This is a genomic window from Streptosporangiales bacterium (genome assembly GCA_009379955.1).
In the GTDB taxonomy this organism is placed as follows: Bacteria; Actinomycetota; Actinomycetes; order Streptosporangiales; family WHST01; genus WHST01.
Map to the genome: position 1 here is coordinate 24,747 of WHST01000055.1, position 14,997 is coordinate 39,743.

Annotated in this window: 16 protein-coding genes; 12 read left to right on the forward strand and 4 right to left on the reverse strand. The window is 71.1% G+C overall.

What is annotated here, in order from left to right:
* Positions 1 to 5: 5 nt before the first annotated feature.
* The 3 genes from GEV10_17135 to GEV10_17145 are packed head-to-tail and all read left to right on the forward strand — an operon-like array spanning position 6 to position 3,119.
* The gene (locus tag GEV10_17135; GenBank protein MQA80181.1) at positions 6 to 1,370 is read left to right on the forward strand and encodes an extracellular solute-binding protein; all 1,365 of its coding nucleotides are present in this window, start codon (positions 6 to 8) and stop codon (positions 1,368 to 1,370) included.
* Positions 1,371 to 1,383: 13 nt separating this feature from the next.
* Positions 1,384 to 2,259: an ABC transporter permease subunit gene (locus GEV10_17140; protein MQA80182.1), complete on the forward strand. Its 876-nt coding sequence runs from the start codon at positions 1,384 to 1,386 to the stop codon at positions 2,257 to 2,259.
* Positions 2,256 to 3,119, forward strand: a complete 864-nt coding sequence (locus GEV10_17145; protein MQA80183.1) for an ABC transporter permease subunit — start codon at positions 2,256 to 2,258, stop codon at positions 3,117 to 3,119. The genes GEV10_17140 and GEV10_17145 overlap by 4 nt, the downstream gene beginning before the upstream one ends.
* A gap of 9 nt (positions 3,120 to 3,128) precedes the next feature.
* On the opposite strand, the gene GEV10_17150 is transcribed toward GEV10_17145, so the two are convergent.
* Positions 3,129 to 3,791 (reverse strand): hypothetical protein, encoded by a 663-nt coding sequence (locus GEV10_17150; protein ID MQA80184.1) that lies wholly within the window; start codon positions 3,789 to 3,791, stop codon positions 3,129 to 3,131.
* Between the two features lie 207 nt (positions 3,792 to 3,998).
* Here GEV10_17150 and rpsD point away from each other — a divergent pair, with 207 nt between their 5' ends.
* The gene (gene rpsD, locus GEV10_17155; GenBank protein ID MQA80185.1) at positions 3,999 to 4,607 is read left to right on the forward strand and encodes a 30S ribosomal protein S4; all 609 of its coding nucleotides are present in this window, start codon (positions 3,999 to 4,001) and stop codon (positions 4,605 to 4,607) included.
* A gap of 102 nt (positions 4,608 to 4,709) precedes the next feature.
* Entirely contained in the window at positions 4,710 to 5,192 is a 483-nt protein-coding gene (locus tag GEV10_17160) for a MarR family transcriptional regulator (GenBank protein MQA80186.1), read from the forward strand.
* A gap of 1 nt (position 5,193) precedes the next feature.
* Here the strand turns inward: GEV10_17160 and GEV10_17165 are convergent, their stop codons facing one another.
* Positions 5,194 to 6,438, reverse strand: coding sequence for a Bcr/CflA family multidrug efflux MFS transporter (locus tag GEV10_17165; GenBank protein MQA80187.1), 1,245 nt, complete (start codon positions 6,436 to 6,438; stop codon positions 5,194 to 5,196).
* A 156-nt stretch (positions 6,439 to 6,594) separates the two neighbouring features.
* Between GEV10_17165 and GEV10_17170 the strand changes: the two genes are divergently transcribed.
* Genes GEV10_17170 through GEV10_17180 form a run of 3 tightly spaced genes read left to right on the forward strand, consistent with a single transcriptional unit; the run spans position 6,595 to position 10,053 of the window.
* Complete coding sequence (locus GEV10_17170; protein MQA80188.1) at positions 6,595 to 7,800, forward strand: extracellular solute-binding protein; 1,206 nt, start codon at positions 6,595 to 6,597, stop codon at positions 7,798 to 7,800.
* A 19-nt stretch (positions 7,801 to 7,819) separates the two neighbouring features.
* Positions 7,820 to 9,091, forward strand: a complete 1,272-nt coding sequence (locus GEV10_17175) for a glycoside hydrolase family 15 (GenBank protein MQA80189.1) — start codon at positions 7,820 to 7,822, stop codon at positions 9,089 to 9,091.
* A 59-nt stretch (positions 9,092 to 9,150) separates the two neighbouring features.
* Complete coding sequence (locus GEV10_17180) at positions 9,151 to 10,053, forward strand: hypothetical protein (protein MQA80190.1); 903 nt, start codon at positions 9,151 to 9,153, stop codon at positions 10,051 to 10,053.
* Positions 10,054 to 10,060: 7 nt separating this feature from the next.
* Here GEV10_17180 and GEV10_17185 read toward each other — a convergent pair whose 3' ends face one another.
* Positions 10,061 to 11,449: an aminopeptidase gene (locus GEV10_17185; GenBank protein ID MQA80191.1), complete on the reverse strand. Its 1,389-nt coding sequence runs from the start codon at positions 11,447 to 11,449 to the stop codon at positions 10,061 to 10,063.
* A gap of 183 nt (positions 11,450 to 11,632) precedes the next feature.
* Between GEV10_17185 and GEV10_17190 the strand changes: the two genes are divergently transcribed.
* From GEV10_17190 to GEV10_17200, 3 genes are all read left to right on the forward strand, one after another.
* Positions 11,633 to 12,286: a hypothetical protein gene (locus GEV10_17190; GenBank protein ID MQA80192.1), complete on the forward strand. Its 654-nt coding sequence runs from the start codon at positions 11,633 to 11,635 to the stop codon at positions 12,284 to 12,286.
* 103 nt (positions 12,287 to 12,389) lie between these two features.
* Positions 12,390 to 12,968, forward strand: coding sequence for a hypothetical protein (locus tag GEV10_17195; GenBank protein ID MQA80193.1), 579 nt, complete (start codon positions 12,390 to 12,392; stop codon positions 12,966 to 12,968).
* Positions 12,965 to 13,594 (forward strand): hypothetical protein, encoded by a 630-nt coding sequence (locus GEV10_17200; GenBank protein MQA80194.1) that lies wholly within the window; start codon positions 12,965 to 12,967, stop codon positions 13,592 to 13,594. Before GEV10_17195 ends, GEV10_17200 begins: the two co-directional genes overlap by 4 nt.
* A gap of 4 nt (positions 13,595 to 13,598) precedes the next feature.
* On the opposite strand, the gene GEV10_17205 is transcribed toward GEV10_17200, so the two are convergent.
* Positions 13,599 to 14,321, reverse strand: a complete 723-nt coding sequence (locus GEV10_17205; GenBank protein MQA80195.1) for a TetR family transcriptional regulator — start codon at positions 14,319 to 14,321, stop codon at positions 13,599 to 13,601.
* A 106-nt stretch (positions 14,322 to 14,427) separates the two neighbouring features.
* Here GEV10_17205 and GEV10_17210 point away from each other — a divergent pair.
* Positions 14,428 to 14,997, forward strand: a 570-nt coding sequence (locus GEV10_17210; protein MQA80196.1) for an MMPL family transporter, incomplete at its 3' end; no start/stop codon positions are given.

Consider the following 14,997-nt stretch of genomic DNA (forward strand, 5'->3'; position numbering starts at 1 on the left):
CCGTCATGCGGCTGCGGGTACTCGCTTCTGCCATGGTCTGTGGAGTGATGGCCGTCGCGGCCACCGCGTGTGGGGGCGGGGCGGGCAGCGACGACTCCAACGACAAGACCATCAAGATCGCGTACCAGCGCTGGGGTGCCGGCCGCGTGATGGACACGTTCCTCGAGGACATGAAGAAGGACTTCGAGAAGGCCAACACCGGCACCAAGGTGGAGCTCGTCCCGATCGTCGCGTCGGAGAACGACTACTACACCAAGCTCCAGCTGATGATGCGGTCGCCGCGGACGGCACCCGACATCGTCCGCGAGGACACGTTCCTCATCAACTCCGACATCCAGGCGGGCTACCTGCGCCCGCTCGACCCGTACCTGTCGAAGTGGGAGGAGTGGGACCAGTTCGAGGGCCCGGCCAAGGAGGCGGGCAAGGCACAGGACGGCAAGGTCTACGGCGTCACGGACGGCACCGACACCCGGGGCCTCTGGTACAACAAGAAGATCTTCGCGAAGGCCGGCTTCCCGGTGCCGTGGGAGCCGAAGAACTGGGACGAGATCCTCGACGCGGCCCGCACCATCAAGCAGCAGGTGCCGGACGTCATGCCGCTCAACGTGTTCTCCGGCAAGGCCGCGGGTGAGGCATCGGCGATGCAGGGCTTCGAGATGCTCCTGTACGGCACCGAGGACACCCTCTACAACCCGCAGCAGAAGAAGTGGGTGACCGGTGCCAAGGGCTTCGAGGACTCGCTCGACTTCATCAAGACGGTGTACGGCGAGAAGCTCGGTCCCACGCCGAAGCAGGCGCTGAACAAGCAGATCCAGAACACCGTCTCCGCCGACTGGATGCCGAAGCAGGAGCTCGCCATCAACCTCGACGGCTCGTGGCTGCCGAACACCTGGCTGAAGACCGGTGCGAAGCCGTGGCCGCAGTGGTCGAAGGTTCTCGGCACGACGCCGATGCCGACGCAGAACGGGCAGGCGCCCGGCAAGGTCAGCCTCTCCGGCGGATGGACCTGGGCGATCCCGCAGAAGTCGGTCAGCCCCGACCTTGCGTGGAAGCTCATCGAGCAGATGGGCTCGAAGGAGAACAACCTCCGCTTCGTCAACGAGAACGCGCAGATCGCGGTGCGCAAGGACGTCGCCGGTGAGAAGGCGTACCTCGAGGCGCAGCCGACGGTGAAGTTCTTCACCGACCTCGTCTCCGTCACCCAGTACCGCCCGGCCCTGCCGGAGTACCCGAAGATCTCCAACGAGATCCAGGTGGCGATGGAGCAGGTCATGACGGGGCAGCAGCAACCCGGTGCCGCCGCGGGTACGTACGACAAGGCGGTCGCGGGCATCGTCGGCGAGGACAAGACGACCCAACGAAGCAAGTAGGCGGGCGCTGCGCATGCTCCGCCGTGCGACGCGTGGGCTCCCGCTCGTCCCGTCCGTCGGGCTGCTCCTCGTCTTCCTCGCCGGGCCGATCCTGTACTGCTTCTACGCCGCATTCACCGACATGGCGCTCACCGGATCGGGCGCGACGGGCAACGAGTTCGTGGGGTTCGACAACTTCGCGAAGGCGTTCTCCGAGCCGGCGTTCGCCAACGCCGTCTTCCTGACCCTGCTGTTCACGCTCTTCTCCGCGGTGCTCGGCCAGAACATCCTGGGCATGATCATCGCGTTCTCGATGCGGCGCACGAACAAGATCGTCCGCGCGGTCGTCGGTTCGATCGTCATCGGGGCGTGGGTGCTGCCGGAGATCGTCGCCGCGTACATGTGGACCGCGGTGCTCGGCGACGAAGGCACCCTCAACCGGGTGCTCGAGTTCCTGCGCATCCCCGGCCAGGACTGGCTGTACAGCAACCCGATCCTCGCCGTGTCGATCGCGAACGTCTGGCGCGGCACGGCGTTCTCGATGCTCGTCTACTCCGCGGCGTTGTCAGAGATCCCGAGCGAGATCGAGGAGGCCGCCGAGGTCGACGGGGCGACCGGATGGTGGCGGGTCTGGCACGTCACGCTGCCGATGATCCGCCGGTCGATCATGACCAACCTGATGCTGATCACCCTGCAGACGCTCGCGGTCTTCGGCCTGATCTACGCGATGGTCGGCGAGGGCGGTGCCAGCGGCAAGGCGCAGACCCTGCCGATCTACATGTACGAGCAGGCGTTCAAGTTCAGCCAGATCGGCTACGGCACCGCGGTCGCGCTGATCCTGCTGCTCGTCGGTGCGATCTTCTCGCTCATCTACATGCGGCTGCTCAACCCGGGCAAGGAGGCGACATGACCGCTACCGTCGGCGGCCGCGTCAGGTCGACCGCCCGGCCGGGTGTGGTGACGTCCAGGATCGTCGCCAACCTGCTGCTCGTCCTCATCGGCGTCGCGTTCATCGTGCCGATGCTGTGGGTGCTGTACGCCTCGATCGAGGAGGGGCCGGGCCTGGCCGTCTCCATCCCGACCAGTGCGTCGTTCGAGAACTTCCGTTCGGTGCTCAATACCGACACGACGTACCGGCCGATCCTCAACGGCATCTACCTGAGCGGCGGCGCGACGCTCATCACCGTGGTGTGTGCGGTGCTGGCGGCGTACCCGCTGTCGCGGCACAAGATGCGCTTCAACCGACCCTTCCTCATGACCATCCTGTTCTCGACCGGACTGCCGATCACCGCGGTGATGGTGCCGGTGTACGGCCTGTTCGTGCAGCTCGACCTCATCGACTCGGTCGCCGGCACCACCCTGTTCATGGCGACCACCGGCCTGCCGTTCGCGATCTGGCTGATGAAGAACTTCATGGACGGCGTGCCCATCGACCTGGAGGAGGCGGCGTGGGTCGACGGCGCGTCCGGCATGAAGGCGCTCTGGCACATCGTGCTGCCGCTGATGTGGCCGGGAGTGGCGGTGGTCGCGATCTTCACCTTCATCAGGCTGTGGGGCGAGTTCTTCATCCCGTTCATGCTGCTGCTCTCGCCCGACCTGCAGCCTGCGTCGGTGACGATCTTCACCTTCTTCGGCCAGTACGGCGGCGTCAACTACGGGCGGCTGGCGGCCTTCTCGGTGATGTACTCGCTGCCGGTGGTCGCGCTCTACATCCTGCTGTCGCGCAAGCTCGGTGGCGCGTTCGCCTTCGGCGGTGCACTCAAGGGCTGAGCGCGGAGGTCACTCGCAGGGGCAGTGGTCCAGGGCCCGCAGGGCGTCGCCCAGGGCATCCTCGTCGGGCACCGGAACGGAGAACGCGACCCGCAACCGTGCGTGACGGGTCGCGGTCACGCAGGACAGGTCGAGGCCGTAGCGGTCGACGCCCGAGATCGTCACCTGCCGCAGCGTGCGGCGCTCGTCGGCGTCGAGGCGGTGCAGGGCCCACTGGGTGAGCTCGTCGTAGTGGTATCGCTGGAGGTGGTCGGTGACCTCGTGCTCGCTCTCGTACAGGGGGTCGGGCTCGACCGCGCAGAACTCGTCGACGTCGACGTCGTACGTGGTGTCGCCGGTGGTGAGGGAGATCTCGGCGACGTGCAGCCGGTAGAGAGTGGCCGTGTCGCCGACCGACAGCAGGTCGGCCGCGGGACGCGCGGCGGCGAGGTCGACGGCGGCATCGCGCTGCTCGGTCTCACGGAGCGCCTCGACCCAACCGGCGACGCAGGAGCGTGCCCGGGGGAGGTCGGTACGCACCGGCGGGACGTCGAGGAGGTCCAGGAGTCCCGGTACGTCGAGGTCATCGGTACGATGGACCAGTTCGTGCAGCGCACGGCGGGCCTGGGTACGCTCGTCGGCGAGCACGAACAGATCACCGTTCGTGCCCACGTACGATCGGACGCGAACCACGGTGTCCGCTCCCCGCGTCGACTGCGAGTCAGTGTGCTGTGCGGCCGGCGAGGAATCGGGAAGCAGGAGCGTCCCAGGTACCACGCCGGAGGCGAGCGTGCGCGCTCGCTCCGCCGGGGTGGGCCACCGCGGTGAGTGGACGGTCAAGGGTCGCTCCGATGGATGCATATCCATTAGGTTAGGCTACCCTTAACGATAGGAGGTAGTGTGAGTCGACCCCGACCCAAGGTGAAGCGCAGTCGTGCCCTTGGTATCCCGCTGACGCCGAAGTGCGTCCAGTACTTCGAGCGCAGGCCGTACCCGCCGGGTGAGCACGGGCGGTCCCGCCGCAAGGACACCGACTACGCCCTGCGGCTGAAGGAGAAGCAACGGCTGCGGGCGCAGTACAACATCTCCGAGACGCAGATGCGCCGCGCCTTCGACGACGCGAAGAAGGTCGAGGGCAAGGCGGGTTCCAACCTGGTCATGCTGCTCGAGCGGCGTCTCGACGCGGTGGTGATGCGGTCAGGGATCGCGCGGACGATCTACCAGGCGCGCCAGATGGTCGTGCACCGGCACATCACCGTCAACGGCCGCCGGGTCGACCGCCCCTCCTACCGGGTGGCCGTCGGCGACACCGTCTCGGTCGTGTCGCGCAGCCGCACCAAGACGCCGTTCATCGTCGCGGCCGAGGGTGGCTTCGCGCCCGACAACACGCCGAACTACCTCACGGTCTCGCTTCCCGAGCTCACCGTCTCGCTGGTCGCCGAGCCCTCACGGGCGCTCGTGCCGGTCATCTGCGACGAGCAGATGGTCGTCGAGTACTACTCCCGCTGAGCCCGTCCGCCGCCCACGGCTCGTGGGCGGCGCCGGGTCCCGCGACCGTGATGTGACCGACGTCCCCTCGTCGGGGGACGCGGGAGCCTCTAGTCTCACGGGATGGGATCCCCAGAGCCGGTCGCTGCCGTCGACGACGCCGGTGTGCTCGCCGAGCGCCTCGTCGATCACATGGGGGCGTTGCGTCGCAGCATCCGCCGCGCGTCCGGCGCGGCGTGGCCGGGTCGCGCGCTGACCAACGCCCAGGTCGACCTCGTCCGGGTCATACGCGACCAGCCGGGCATCTCCGTCGCCGAGGCCGCCGCCGAGCTGCGGCTGGCACCCAACACCGTCAGCACCCTCGTCGGGCAGCTGACCGAGACCGAGATCGTCACCCGGGCACCCGACGAACGCGACCGCAGGGTCGCCAGGCTGCGGCTCACCGAGGCGGCCGCGCAGCGGTTCCGCGAGTGGTCGGACGAGCGGCACCACGTCGTGACCGCCGCCATCGACGCCCTCCCCGCCACCCGCCGTCGCGCGCTCGCGAAGGCCCTGCCCGTCCTCGTGGAGCTCGCCGACCACCTGCACCACGCGGAGACCCGTTAGCTCACGCCTCGGCGGGGACCACCCGGCGACGCGGCCGGGCGAGCACCGTCCAGGCGACCGTCGAGGCCACCGCGCACCCGATCATGACCAGCGCCAACGGGACCTCGGTGCCGTCGCCGGCGACGCCGACGAGGGGGGCGACCAGGCCGCCGACCATGAACTGGAGGACCCCGAGCATGGCCGACGCGGCGCCCGCGTCCTTGCCGTGCTCGGCCAGCGCCAGCACCATCGCGTTGGGGAAGACCAGCCCGACGCTCGTCGCGATGAGGAACGGTCCCAGCAGGATGCCGATGATCCCGACGTCGACGAGGACGCCAGGGACGAGCGTGGCTGCTCCGACGAGCATGACGCCCAGGCCGATGCGCAGCATGCGTCCCGACCCGACCCGGTGTGCGAGCCGGCCACTGACCTGGGCACAGACGACGATCCCGAGCGAGTTCACCGCGAACACGGCGCTGTACGCCTGTGGCGAGAGCCCGTAGATGTCCTGCAGCACGAACGACGACCCGGAGATGTACGCGAACAGCGCGCCGAAGCCGAACGCGGTCGTCAGGGCGTACCCGACGAGGACGCGGTCGTGCGAGAGCCGCCAGAACGTGCGCAGGGTGATCATCAGCCCGCCCGCGCGGCGGCGCGCCGGTTCGAGGGTCTCTGGCAGGCCGAAGCCCACGCCGACCGCCAGGATGATCCCGATCGCGGCGAGGGCCAGGAAGATCCCGCGCCAGTCCGTCCACCGCAGCAGCTGCCCGCCGATCACCGGCGCGAGGATGGGCGCCAGGCCGTTGACGAGCATCAGCGAGGCGAAGAAGCGTGCGGCCGCGGGACCGGTGAACAGGTCGCGTACGACCGCGCGTGCGATGACGACGCCGGCGGCGCCGGCGAATCCCTGCAGGAACCGGACGGCGTCGAGCGCGATGATGTTCGGCGCGACGGCACACACGATCGACATGGCGCCGTAGACGGCCATGCCGACGACGAGAGGCCGGCGTCGTCCCAACGTGTCGCTGAGCGGGCCGATCACGAGCTGGCCGAGCGACATGCCGATCACGAAGCCGGTGAGGGACAGCTGCGCGGCGGCGCTCGTCGTGCCGAACGACTCGGTGAGCTGCGGGAGGCCGGGCAGGTACGCGTCGATCGACAGCGGCGCGAGTGCCGAGAGGCTGCCGAGGATGATGATGACCCGCAGGCGGCGAGAGCGTTTCGCGACGACGGACGAGGTCGCGGTCGACTGGCCGGTGAGCGTCATGCGGCTCCGAGGAAGGTGCGGGCGAGGGGGCAGGCATCAACGACAACCCGATCGACCCAGGATCTCATTCCGGCTCGGCGGATACCGAGTGAATAATCGTCCGTCGTGGTCGAACACGAGAGCCGCGCGGACGCGGCCGGGAGAGGTGTGCGGTTGATGGTCTCGCTGCGCGGCATGACCTGGAACCACCCGAGAGGCACCGAGCCGCTGCGTGCCGCGAGCGAGCTCTTCGCGGCCCGGCATCCGGGCGTCGAGGTGAGCTGGCAGGCGCGGAGCCTCGCCGCGTTCGAGGAGACCCCGGTGACCGAGCTGGCCAGGGAGTTCGACCTGCTGGCCATCGACCACCCGTTCGTCGGCACGGCGTACGCCGACGGCGCCTTCCTGCGACTCGACGACCACCTGCCCCCCGACGTGCTCGCGGACCAGGGCGCGGGGAGCGTCGGTCCCAGCCACGTCGGCTACCGGTGGGCGGGTGGGCAGTGGGCGCTGGCGATGGACGCGGCCGCCCAGGTCGCCGCCTACCGTCCCGGTCTCGTGGGCACCGCGAGCCTGCCCGTGCCCCGCTCGTGGGACGACGTGGTCGCGCTCGCCGGTGACCTGCCCGGCGGGGCGTCGTTGGGGATCGCGGCGAACCCGACCCACCTGTACTCGACACTCGTCTCCCTGTGCCACGACCGGGCGGACGACCGCGCGCCGCACCTCGACGGACGTCCCGCCTGGTGGGGCGACGACGGACCCGCGCGCGACGTGCTGGCCGCCGGCTGCGCGCGCCTCTACGAGGTGCTCGGCCTCGTCGACCCGCGGTCGCTCGCGCTCGACCCGATCGCCCTGCTCGACGAGATGAGCGAGCCGTGGCCGGGGCGCGGCGTCTGCTACGTGCCGTACGTGTTCGGGTACGTCACCTACGCGCGTCCGGGCGCACGGCCCGCGCTCGTCGCGTTCGCGGACGCGCCGAGCTCGGCGGGGTCGCCGGTGGGCACGATCCTCGGCGGCGTCGGGCTGGCCGTCTCGCGCGGCACGGCGCACCCGGAGCTCGCCGTGGAGTTCGCGCGCCTGGTGGTGAGCCCGGAGTTCCAGCGCGATGGCTACGCGGCGGCCGGCGGGCAGCCCGGGCACCGCGTCGCGTGGTCCGACCCGGCCGTGAACGCCGCCGCGTCGGGGTTCTACACCGGGACGCTGGCGACGCTCGACGCTGCGGCGATGCGTCCGCGGGTGCCCGGCTACCCGGCATACCAGCGCAGGGCGGCGGAGGCGCTGCACGCGGCGGTGCTCGCACGCGAGTCGGCGGCGGCGATCGCCGACGAGCTGCGCGACCTGTGGCGGACGATGATGCCGGCGCCGTTCGGCGGAGACCTGCCGTAGATCCCGATATCGTTCGGGGGTGAGTGGCACGCCGCTGTACCTCGCCGGCCTGTTGGGACACGGTGACGTGCTGGCGGCGGTGTCCGCCGAGGAGGCCGAGGGCGCGGCGTACGTCGCGGGCACCGACATCCTGCGGCTGCCCGACGGGTCGCTGCGCTACGTGCCGCCGGGGGCGGACGGGCCGGTCACCGTGCCCGCGGGTGACGTCGGTGCGGCCGAGGCCGCCGGCGGGACGAGGGAGTGGCTTGCGCTCGGCGACGTGCCTGGTCGTACGAGCGACGAGGTCGAGACCGCCGCCCGTGCGCTGCTCGACCTCCGCCTGCTGGTCCGCAGCAACGGCGCCGTCGCCGCCGCCTGGCACGGCATCTGGCAGTACGCGTGGCCGCGCGACGCGAGCTGGGTCGCGGCGGCGCTGTCGATGACCGAGCACCTGACCGAGGCCCGCGAGATCCTCGCCTTCACCGCCCGCGCCCAGCGGGCCGACGGCACCTGGGACGCCCGGCTGCTCCTCGACGGCTCGGGCGTGCCCGACGAGCGCCCGTGGCAGCTCGACGCGAACGGCTGGGTGCCGTGGGCCGCCTGGATGTACGCGAGCGCGGGCGGCGAGATCGACGCTGCGACGTACCGCATGGTGGTCGGGGCGTGTGACCACGTCGCCGCCAACCTGGGTGACGACGGCCTGCCGCCCGCCACGCCCGACTACTGGGAGTCGCGGGTCGACGCGCCCACCATCGGTCTCGCGGCGCCGCTGCTCACCGGCCTGCGGGCCGGCGTCGACCTCGCCACGGCGCAGGGGCGACGCAGCCACGCGGCGCGGTGGACCGACGCCGCGACGCGGCTGGCCGGCGGCATCGACGCGTCCTTCGGCGGCTGCGGGTACCGCCGCACGCCGCGAGCCGACAGCGGCGCCGACTCGGGCGTCACGTTCCTCGCGCCGCCGTTCGCCCCCGAGTCCCCCGAGGTCACCGCGGCCGTCCTCGAGGCACGCCGTCGGCTGACCCGCCCCAACGCGGGTGTCGTCCCCGGCGAGGCCTGGACGGGCGAGGACTCGTGGACGCCGGAGACGGCGTTCTTCGCGCTCGCCGCGGCGGCGTCCGGCCGGCGCGACGAGGCGACGGGGACCCTCGCCTGGCTCATCGCCCACCGCACCCCGCTCGGCACCCTCCCGGAGAAGGTGCGTCCCGACGGAGCCCCCGCCGCCGTGGCGCCCCTGGCCTTCACGGCGGCCGCCGTCCTGCTCACCCTGGTGGCGCTGGACCGCGGCCTGCCGGTGGTGCCGGTGCCGGGCTGACTGGTCAGAGGCTCAGCGGGCTATGACACGCTCGGGTTCTGACAAGCGGAAGGACCCTCATGGCCGTCGGCGCCTACTGCACGTACGTCGCCGAGCCCGGGCTCGACGAGGCGGTGGCGCGGCTGCGGGCCGACGCCGTCGCCGCGACGGCGGACGGCGTCCACCGGCCGGGCGACGGGACGGCCGAGCAGGTCACCGAACAGGCGTGCCGGGTGACGGAGGGGACGCTGCTCGCGCGGCACCTGCTGGAGCGCGCAGTCGACGAGCCCCGGCCGGAGAGCGCCGACCTGCTCGCGCTCACCCTCGCGGCGCTCGGCCGGCCGGGCACGACGCTGCCGGCACCGCTGACCGGCGTCGACGGGGCGACCGCGGCGATCCCCGTCTGCGACACCGCCGACGCGTACGTGCAGGAGGCGGTCTTCCTCACCGTCGACCTCGACCGCACCGACGTCGCGGCGCTCAACACCCTGCACCTGCGGCCGCCGTCGGCGATCAGGTACCGCCTCGCGGAGGCCGCGCGACTCGACTGGGTGGTCCGCGACGCCACGCGTGACGAGTGGACCGTGTCCGTCGACGCCGGCGAGGTCCCCGACCTGCCGGACGGCGCCGGCTACGTCCTGCACCGCACCGACCCGGCGACGGGCGCCTTCGCCATGGAGCCCGCCCCGTCGTACGACGACGCGGTGCGGCTGGCGGCGCAGTTCGCCGAGCACGGCTTTCCCGGCGCGACCGACCAGATGCACGGGTTCGGTAACCCGTACCCGGAGGTGGTCACCGTCAGCGCGGTGCGCTACCGCGAGGGCGGCGTCGACGTGCTCGCGGCCGGCATCGCCGAGGCCCGGCGGGAGTTCGTCTCGACCCCCGAGGCGCGCTACGTCGCGAGCCTCGTCGGCGGCGAACGCCGCGAGCCCGAGCGCACCGGCTGGATGCTGTTCGGCCTCACCGACCTGCCGGCGGCGTGACGACCCGTCAGCGGGCGAGCGAGCCCATCGGGTCCCAGGCGGGCAGCACGATCGGCTCGGTGTCGAGCGCGTCGGCGAGCTCCTTCGGCAGCACCGACCTCGGTGCGGCGATCTCGAAGACGTACTCGTCGAACCACGAGTCGTTCATCGTGTAGAAGCCCTTGTCGGCGTTCTCGTCGCCCCAGCTGTTCTCGACGCGCCACCTGCGCGGCTCGCCGTCGACGACGTCGACACCGGTGAACAGCATCGCGTGGGTCATCGCGGACTGGTGGTAGTCCAGCCGCTCCGCCTTGCTCAGCGTGAACGCCGTGTCGTAGACCGAGCCGTAGTCGTAGAGCTTCGCGTCCCACACGCCGACGCTGCGCTGCATCATCGGGTCGACGTCGCAGCCGAACCACACCGGCTCGCCGCCGACGATGGCGTCCTTGGCGATCCGCTTGAGCACGTCGATCTCGACGTTGAGGTACGTGACGCGCTCGCCGCCGACCACGTTGCCGAGGTAGTCGACGGTGAACGTGCGGCCGTACGGGCTCGACTCGCGCGGGTCGTGGACGAGGCAGACGTAGTCCTCGTACGGCAGCGTGACGTACTCCGCGGCGAACTCCTGCGGCGTGACCCAGCCACGGCGGTGGAACTCGCGTTCCTTGTCCTTCCACTGCCACAGGAACGTCTGCGGCGGGGTGCCGAGGTGGATGCGCAGCACGCGGTGGACGACGTCGAGCAGCTCCTGCTTGCGCTCGCGCTGCGCCTCGACACCCTTGCCGTGCAACGCGCGCAGATCGCGTGCACCCTCGTGCAGGACCTTGCGGAGGTTGGAGTTGAGCTTGCGCGTGGCCGACGAGCTCTCGCTCTCGGGCATGGCCGACTTCGGGACGAGACCGTGCTTGCGCACCAGGGCCACGAACATGTTCCACTGGCCGCCGTCGCCGACCGCGCTGTCGAGCACGAAGGCCACGGTGCGGTCGTCGAGCGGCCGGTCACTGGTCTCGATGACCGCCTCGAGCAGGTAGTTGGAGCGCTCGAGCTTGTCCCAGAACTGGACGTACGCCTGCGAGAACTCGAAGTCGGGGATGTTCGTCTTCTTCATCGCGCCGGCGCGGAGCAGGTTGAGGCCGGCGAACATCCAGCAACGGCCGCTCTGCTTCTGGTTCGTCGTGCGCCAGTCGTCGAGGAGGTTCGACACGGTGGGGTCGATCGACGTGACGACGTCACGGTCGAGCGCGATGTTGTCGACCGACGTCTGCGTGACGGCGTTCTGCATCGCCCGGTACGCGGGGTTGGCGGTGAAGCTCTTGTCGAACAGCTCCAGGTCTGCGGGGGTCAGGGCGGCGTCGGTCAACGGAGCTCCTCGGCGGCGGCGATCGGTCGGTAAGTGTCTTCCGGGCAGACTACCCATGACGTCTCGGTGCCCGGGGCGGTCCGGTATCTCAGAACACGGCTCGTACGACGGGGATACGCTGCGCGATCGCGGTGTCGCCCGGCGGCCCGAGCACCGGATCTGGCCGCTTGCGGACCGGTGCTGGTGGCGACGTGGTCAGTGGCGTACACCGGCACGGCCGTTCTGGAAGAATCCGTCGTTGTGACCCGACCCGATCACCCGTGGCCGAGCCCCTACCGGACCCTCGCGGCCGTCCTCGTGACGGCGGCGGCGTTCGTCGTCGGCACGCTCGTCGTCGAGCCGAGCGTGTACGCGCCGCTGGTCGACACCTCGGCCCCGCGACCGTTGGCCCGGCCGTGCGCCGGCGTCACGGAGGCGACCGTGACCGCTGCCGTGACGGCCGCGCCTCGCCGCGACGTCTCCGACGACTCGGACGGCTGGGCCTGGACGTGTCGTTGGCGGTCGACGGACGCCGCGACGGTCCGGCGCGAGAACCCCACCCTCTACGTCTCCGCCGAGCGGGTCACCGCCTCGTCGGGGCTCGACCTGGAACGGGCGGCGGCGCACAGGTACGGGGAGATCGCCACCGAGCAGCTCGGGAGCACGCGGTTCGGTGAGGACACGCCCGCGGCGCGGGCCGCGGGGCTCGGCGTCGTCCGGCTCGCGGGCCTCGGCGACCGCGCGCAGGTCTACGTCGACTCGACCGACACGGGTACGTTCGGCCGTCAGGCGAACGTCGTCGTGGTCCGCGGCGACGTCATCGTGACCACCCGCTTCCTCGCGTACCGCACGCCGGGGACCCCGGTTCGCGAGACGGCCCTACGCGCCGCCCGGGAGGCCGTGGAGGCCCTATGACCGCGTATCCCGCCGACCTCCTCCGCTCCGCTCCTCGCTCGGCGGGCGTATTGGCACCCGGAGCGCTCCGAACCGCTGCGATGCTCACTTTGGAGGACGGCTCATGACCGACCTCGGTTACGTCCCCCCGCCGGAGGGCACGCACCATCGCCGGTCGGCGCTCGCCGGCTACGCGCTCATCGGGCTGCTCCTCGGCAGCGTGCTCTCGTACAACGCCCGGACGTCGAACGACCCGCCCGACGAGTGCGACGACGTGATCGCCTCGTACGACGTCGAGGCGCTGATGCGTACCCGAAGCGAGGTGACCCCGACCGAGGAGGAGTCGGGCGCGTCGCTCACCTGCCGGTGGCAGTCGGCCGGGGCCGGCGACGACGAGACGCCGCGGCGGGCGACGCTGTCGGTCACCGTGGCGCGGAACTGGTGGTTCGGAGCCGGCGAGGCGGTCGACCGGGTGCGCGACGGTGGCGTCGAGGGGCACCGCCTCACCCTCGACGGAGTCGGCGACGAGGCCGTCGTCGACGCCGGCAGGGCCGTGGACGGCAGGTGGGCCACGGAGGTCGGAGTCCGTGAGGGAGGGACGTCGATCCACGTCAGCTACGTCGTCGACGGCGACGACGGCCCGACGGCCGCGTACGTCGGCGAGTTGGCCGCGCGCCTGTGCCTGCAGGAGAACGTGCTGTGAGCGAGTCGCAGAAGCAGCGCACCAACCGGCGTTTCTGGACCGTGCTGGCCGGCGTCGCGCTCGGCTTCGCCTGCTGGATCTGGGTGGTCGTCGCCGACCTCCCCGCGCACGAGGTCGAGGCGGAGCCCCCGGCGTCCGGGACCGTCTACCGGAGCCTCGGCGGCACCTGTGCCCTGCTCGACGACGCCCTGGCCGAACGCCTCCACGGCGACGGCGTCGCGAAGGACTCCGCCGGGTCCGGCTCGGACGACGAGCACAGCACGTGCCAGTGGTCCGGTGGCACCGTGACCGTCGAGATCGATGCGGACCGGCAGGACTACCCCGAGGGTGAAGAGGTCGATCGATCGGTCGACGAGTTCACGTCCGCACGCTGGTCGGAGGACGAGGGCGACCCGGCCGATGGCCAGCCCGAGGACCTCGCGACGCCGGGCGACGAGGCGTACGCCGTGTACGACCCGGGGGCGGGCAGTGAGGACGAGGACGTGACCGTGCACGCGCGCAGCGGCAACGTCGTCCTCACCGTCACGGTGACGAACTCCGCGAAGCGGGAGATCGGCCACGACGCGATGGTCGAGCAGGCGACGCGGTTCGCGACGACCGCGCTCGACCGCGTGCCACGGTCCTGACGCGTCAGCGCCCCGGCTGCGGGCCTCCCAGCAGCGCTGTGGCGTAGTCGGCGAGCATCGCCTCGAAGAGGGCGTCGACGTCGGTCAGCACGAAGCGCAGGTGGCCGTAGATCTCCAGGGCGACGAGCCCGTACAGCCGGGTCCACGCCTCGAGGAACAGCTTGACCAGGCCCAGCGGCGCGTCGGGATGGTCGGTCTGGTCGAGGAACGCCCGCATCTGCTCGCGCAGGACCGGGGCGAGCGCGTCGTCGGCATCGACGGGGACCGGTTGCCGGCGCCAGATGGCGACGAACAGCTCGAAGAAGTAGCCGCACATGCGCCGGACGTTCGGGGTGCCGCAGTGCGGCGGTACCTGATCGCCCTCCGGTGCGGGTGCGAGACCGAACGCCAGTTGGAACTCGCGTGGATGCCCGGTGCACCAGGCGCGGAAGGTGCGCGCCGCGGTCATCAGCTGGACCGCGGGGTCGTCGGGCGGCTCGGCCAGGCACGCCCGTTCGAGGTCGTCGCCGAGCTCCCCGACGACGAGGTCGGTGAGTTCGAGCAGCAGGCTCTCGTGGCGCGGGAAGTAGCGGTAGAGCGCGGGTGCGGTCATGCCGACCTCGTGGGCGACCGCGCGCAGCGTGACGTTCGCGGGACCGCCCTGCGCGAGCAGCCGGCGCGCGGCGTCGAGGATGTCGTGCCGGGTGGACGCACGGACGGCCTCCCGCCGTGTGACCTGCGCCTCCATCGCCGCTCCCTTGACAGAAGTGAACACCGTATGCAGAGTTAACACCGTTCATAGTAAACGGTGTTAACGCTGGCTCCGTCCCGGCAGTGTACCCACGGAGGTCCCCGTGTTCGAGTCGCTCGGTCGTGCCGTCCACCGGCTGCGTTGGCTGGTGCTCGCGCTCGCAGCCGCGTTCGTAGTCCTCGGTGGCGCCTGGGGGACGCAGGTCGCCGACCACCTGCGACCCGGCGGCTTCACGCACACCGACAGCGAGAGCGCCGACGCGCAACGGGTGCTCGAGGACGCGCTCGGCCGCGACGCGACCGACATCCTCGTGCTCTACCGCAGCGACACGATGACGGTGGACGACCCATGCTTCGCCGCGGCGGTGCGCGACACGGTGCGCGACCTGCCGAAGGACCTGGTGTCGTCGTCCGCGGATCTCTGGTCGACGCGGTCACAGCAGTTCGCGTCCACCGACCGGCATGCGACGTACGTCGCGCTCCGGCTGGCGTCCGACGACGACGGGCGGCAGATGGACATCGTCGACGAGCTGCAGCCGAAGCTCGACGCGCCTGGTCTCACCGAGCAGGTCGGCGGTCAGGCGGCGGTGAACCGCGACGTGAGTGACCAGGTGGGTGAGGACCTCACCCGTGCCGAGGCGATCTCGCTGCCGGTCGTGTTCGTGCTGCTGGTG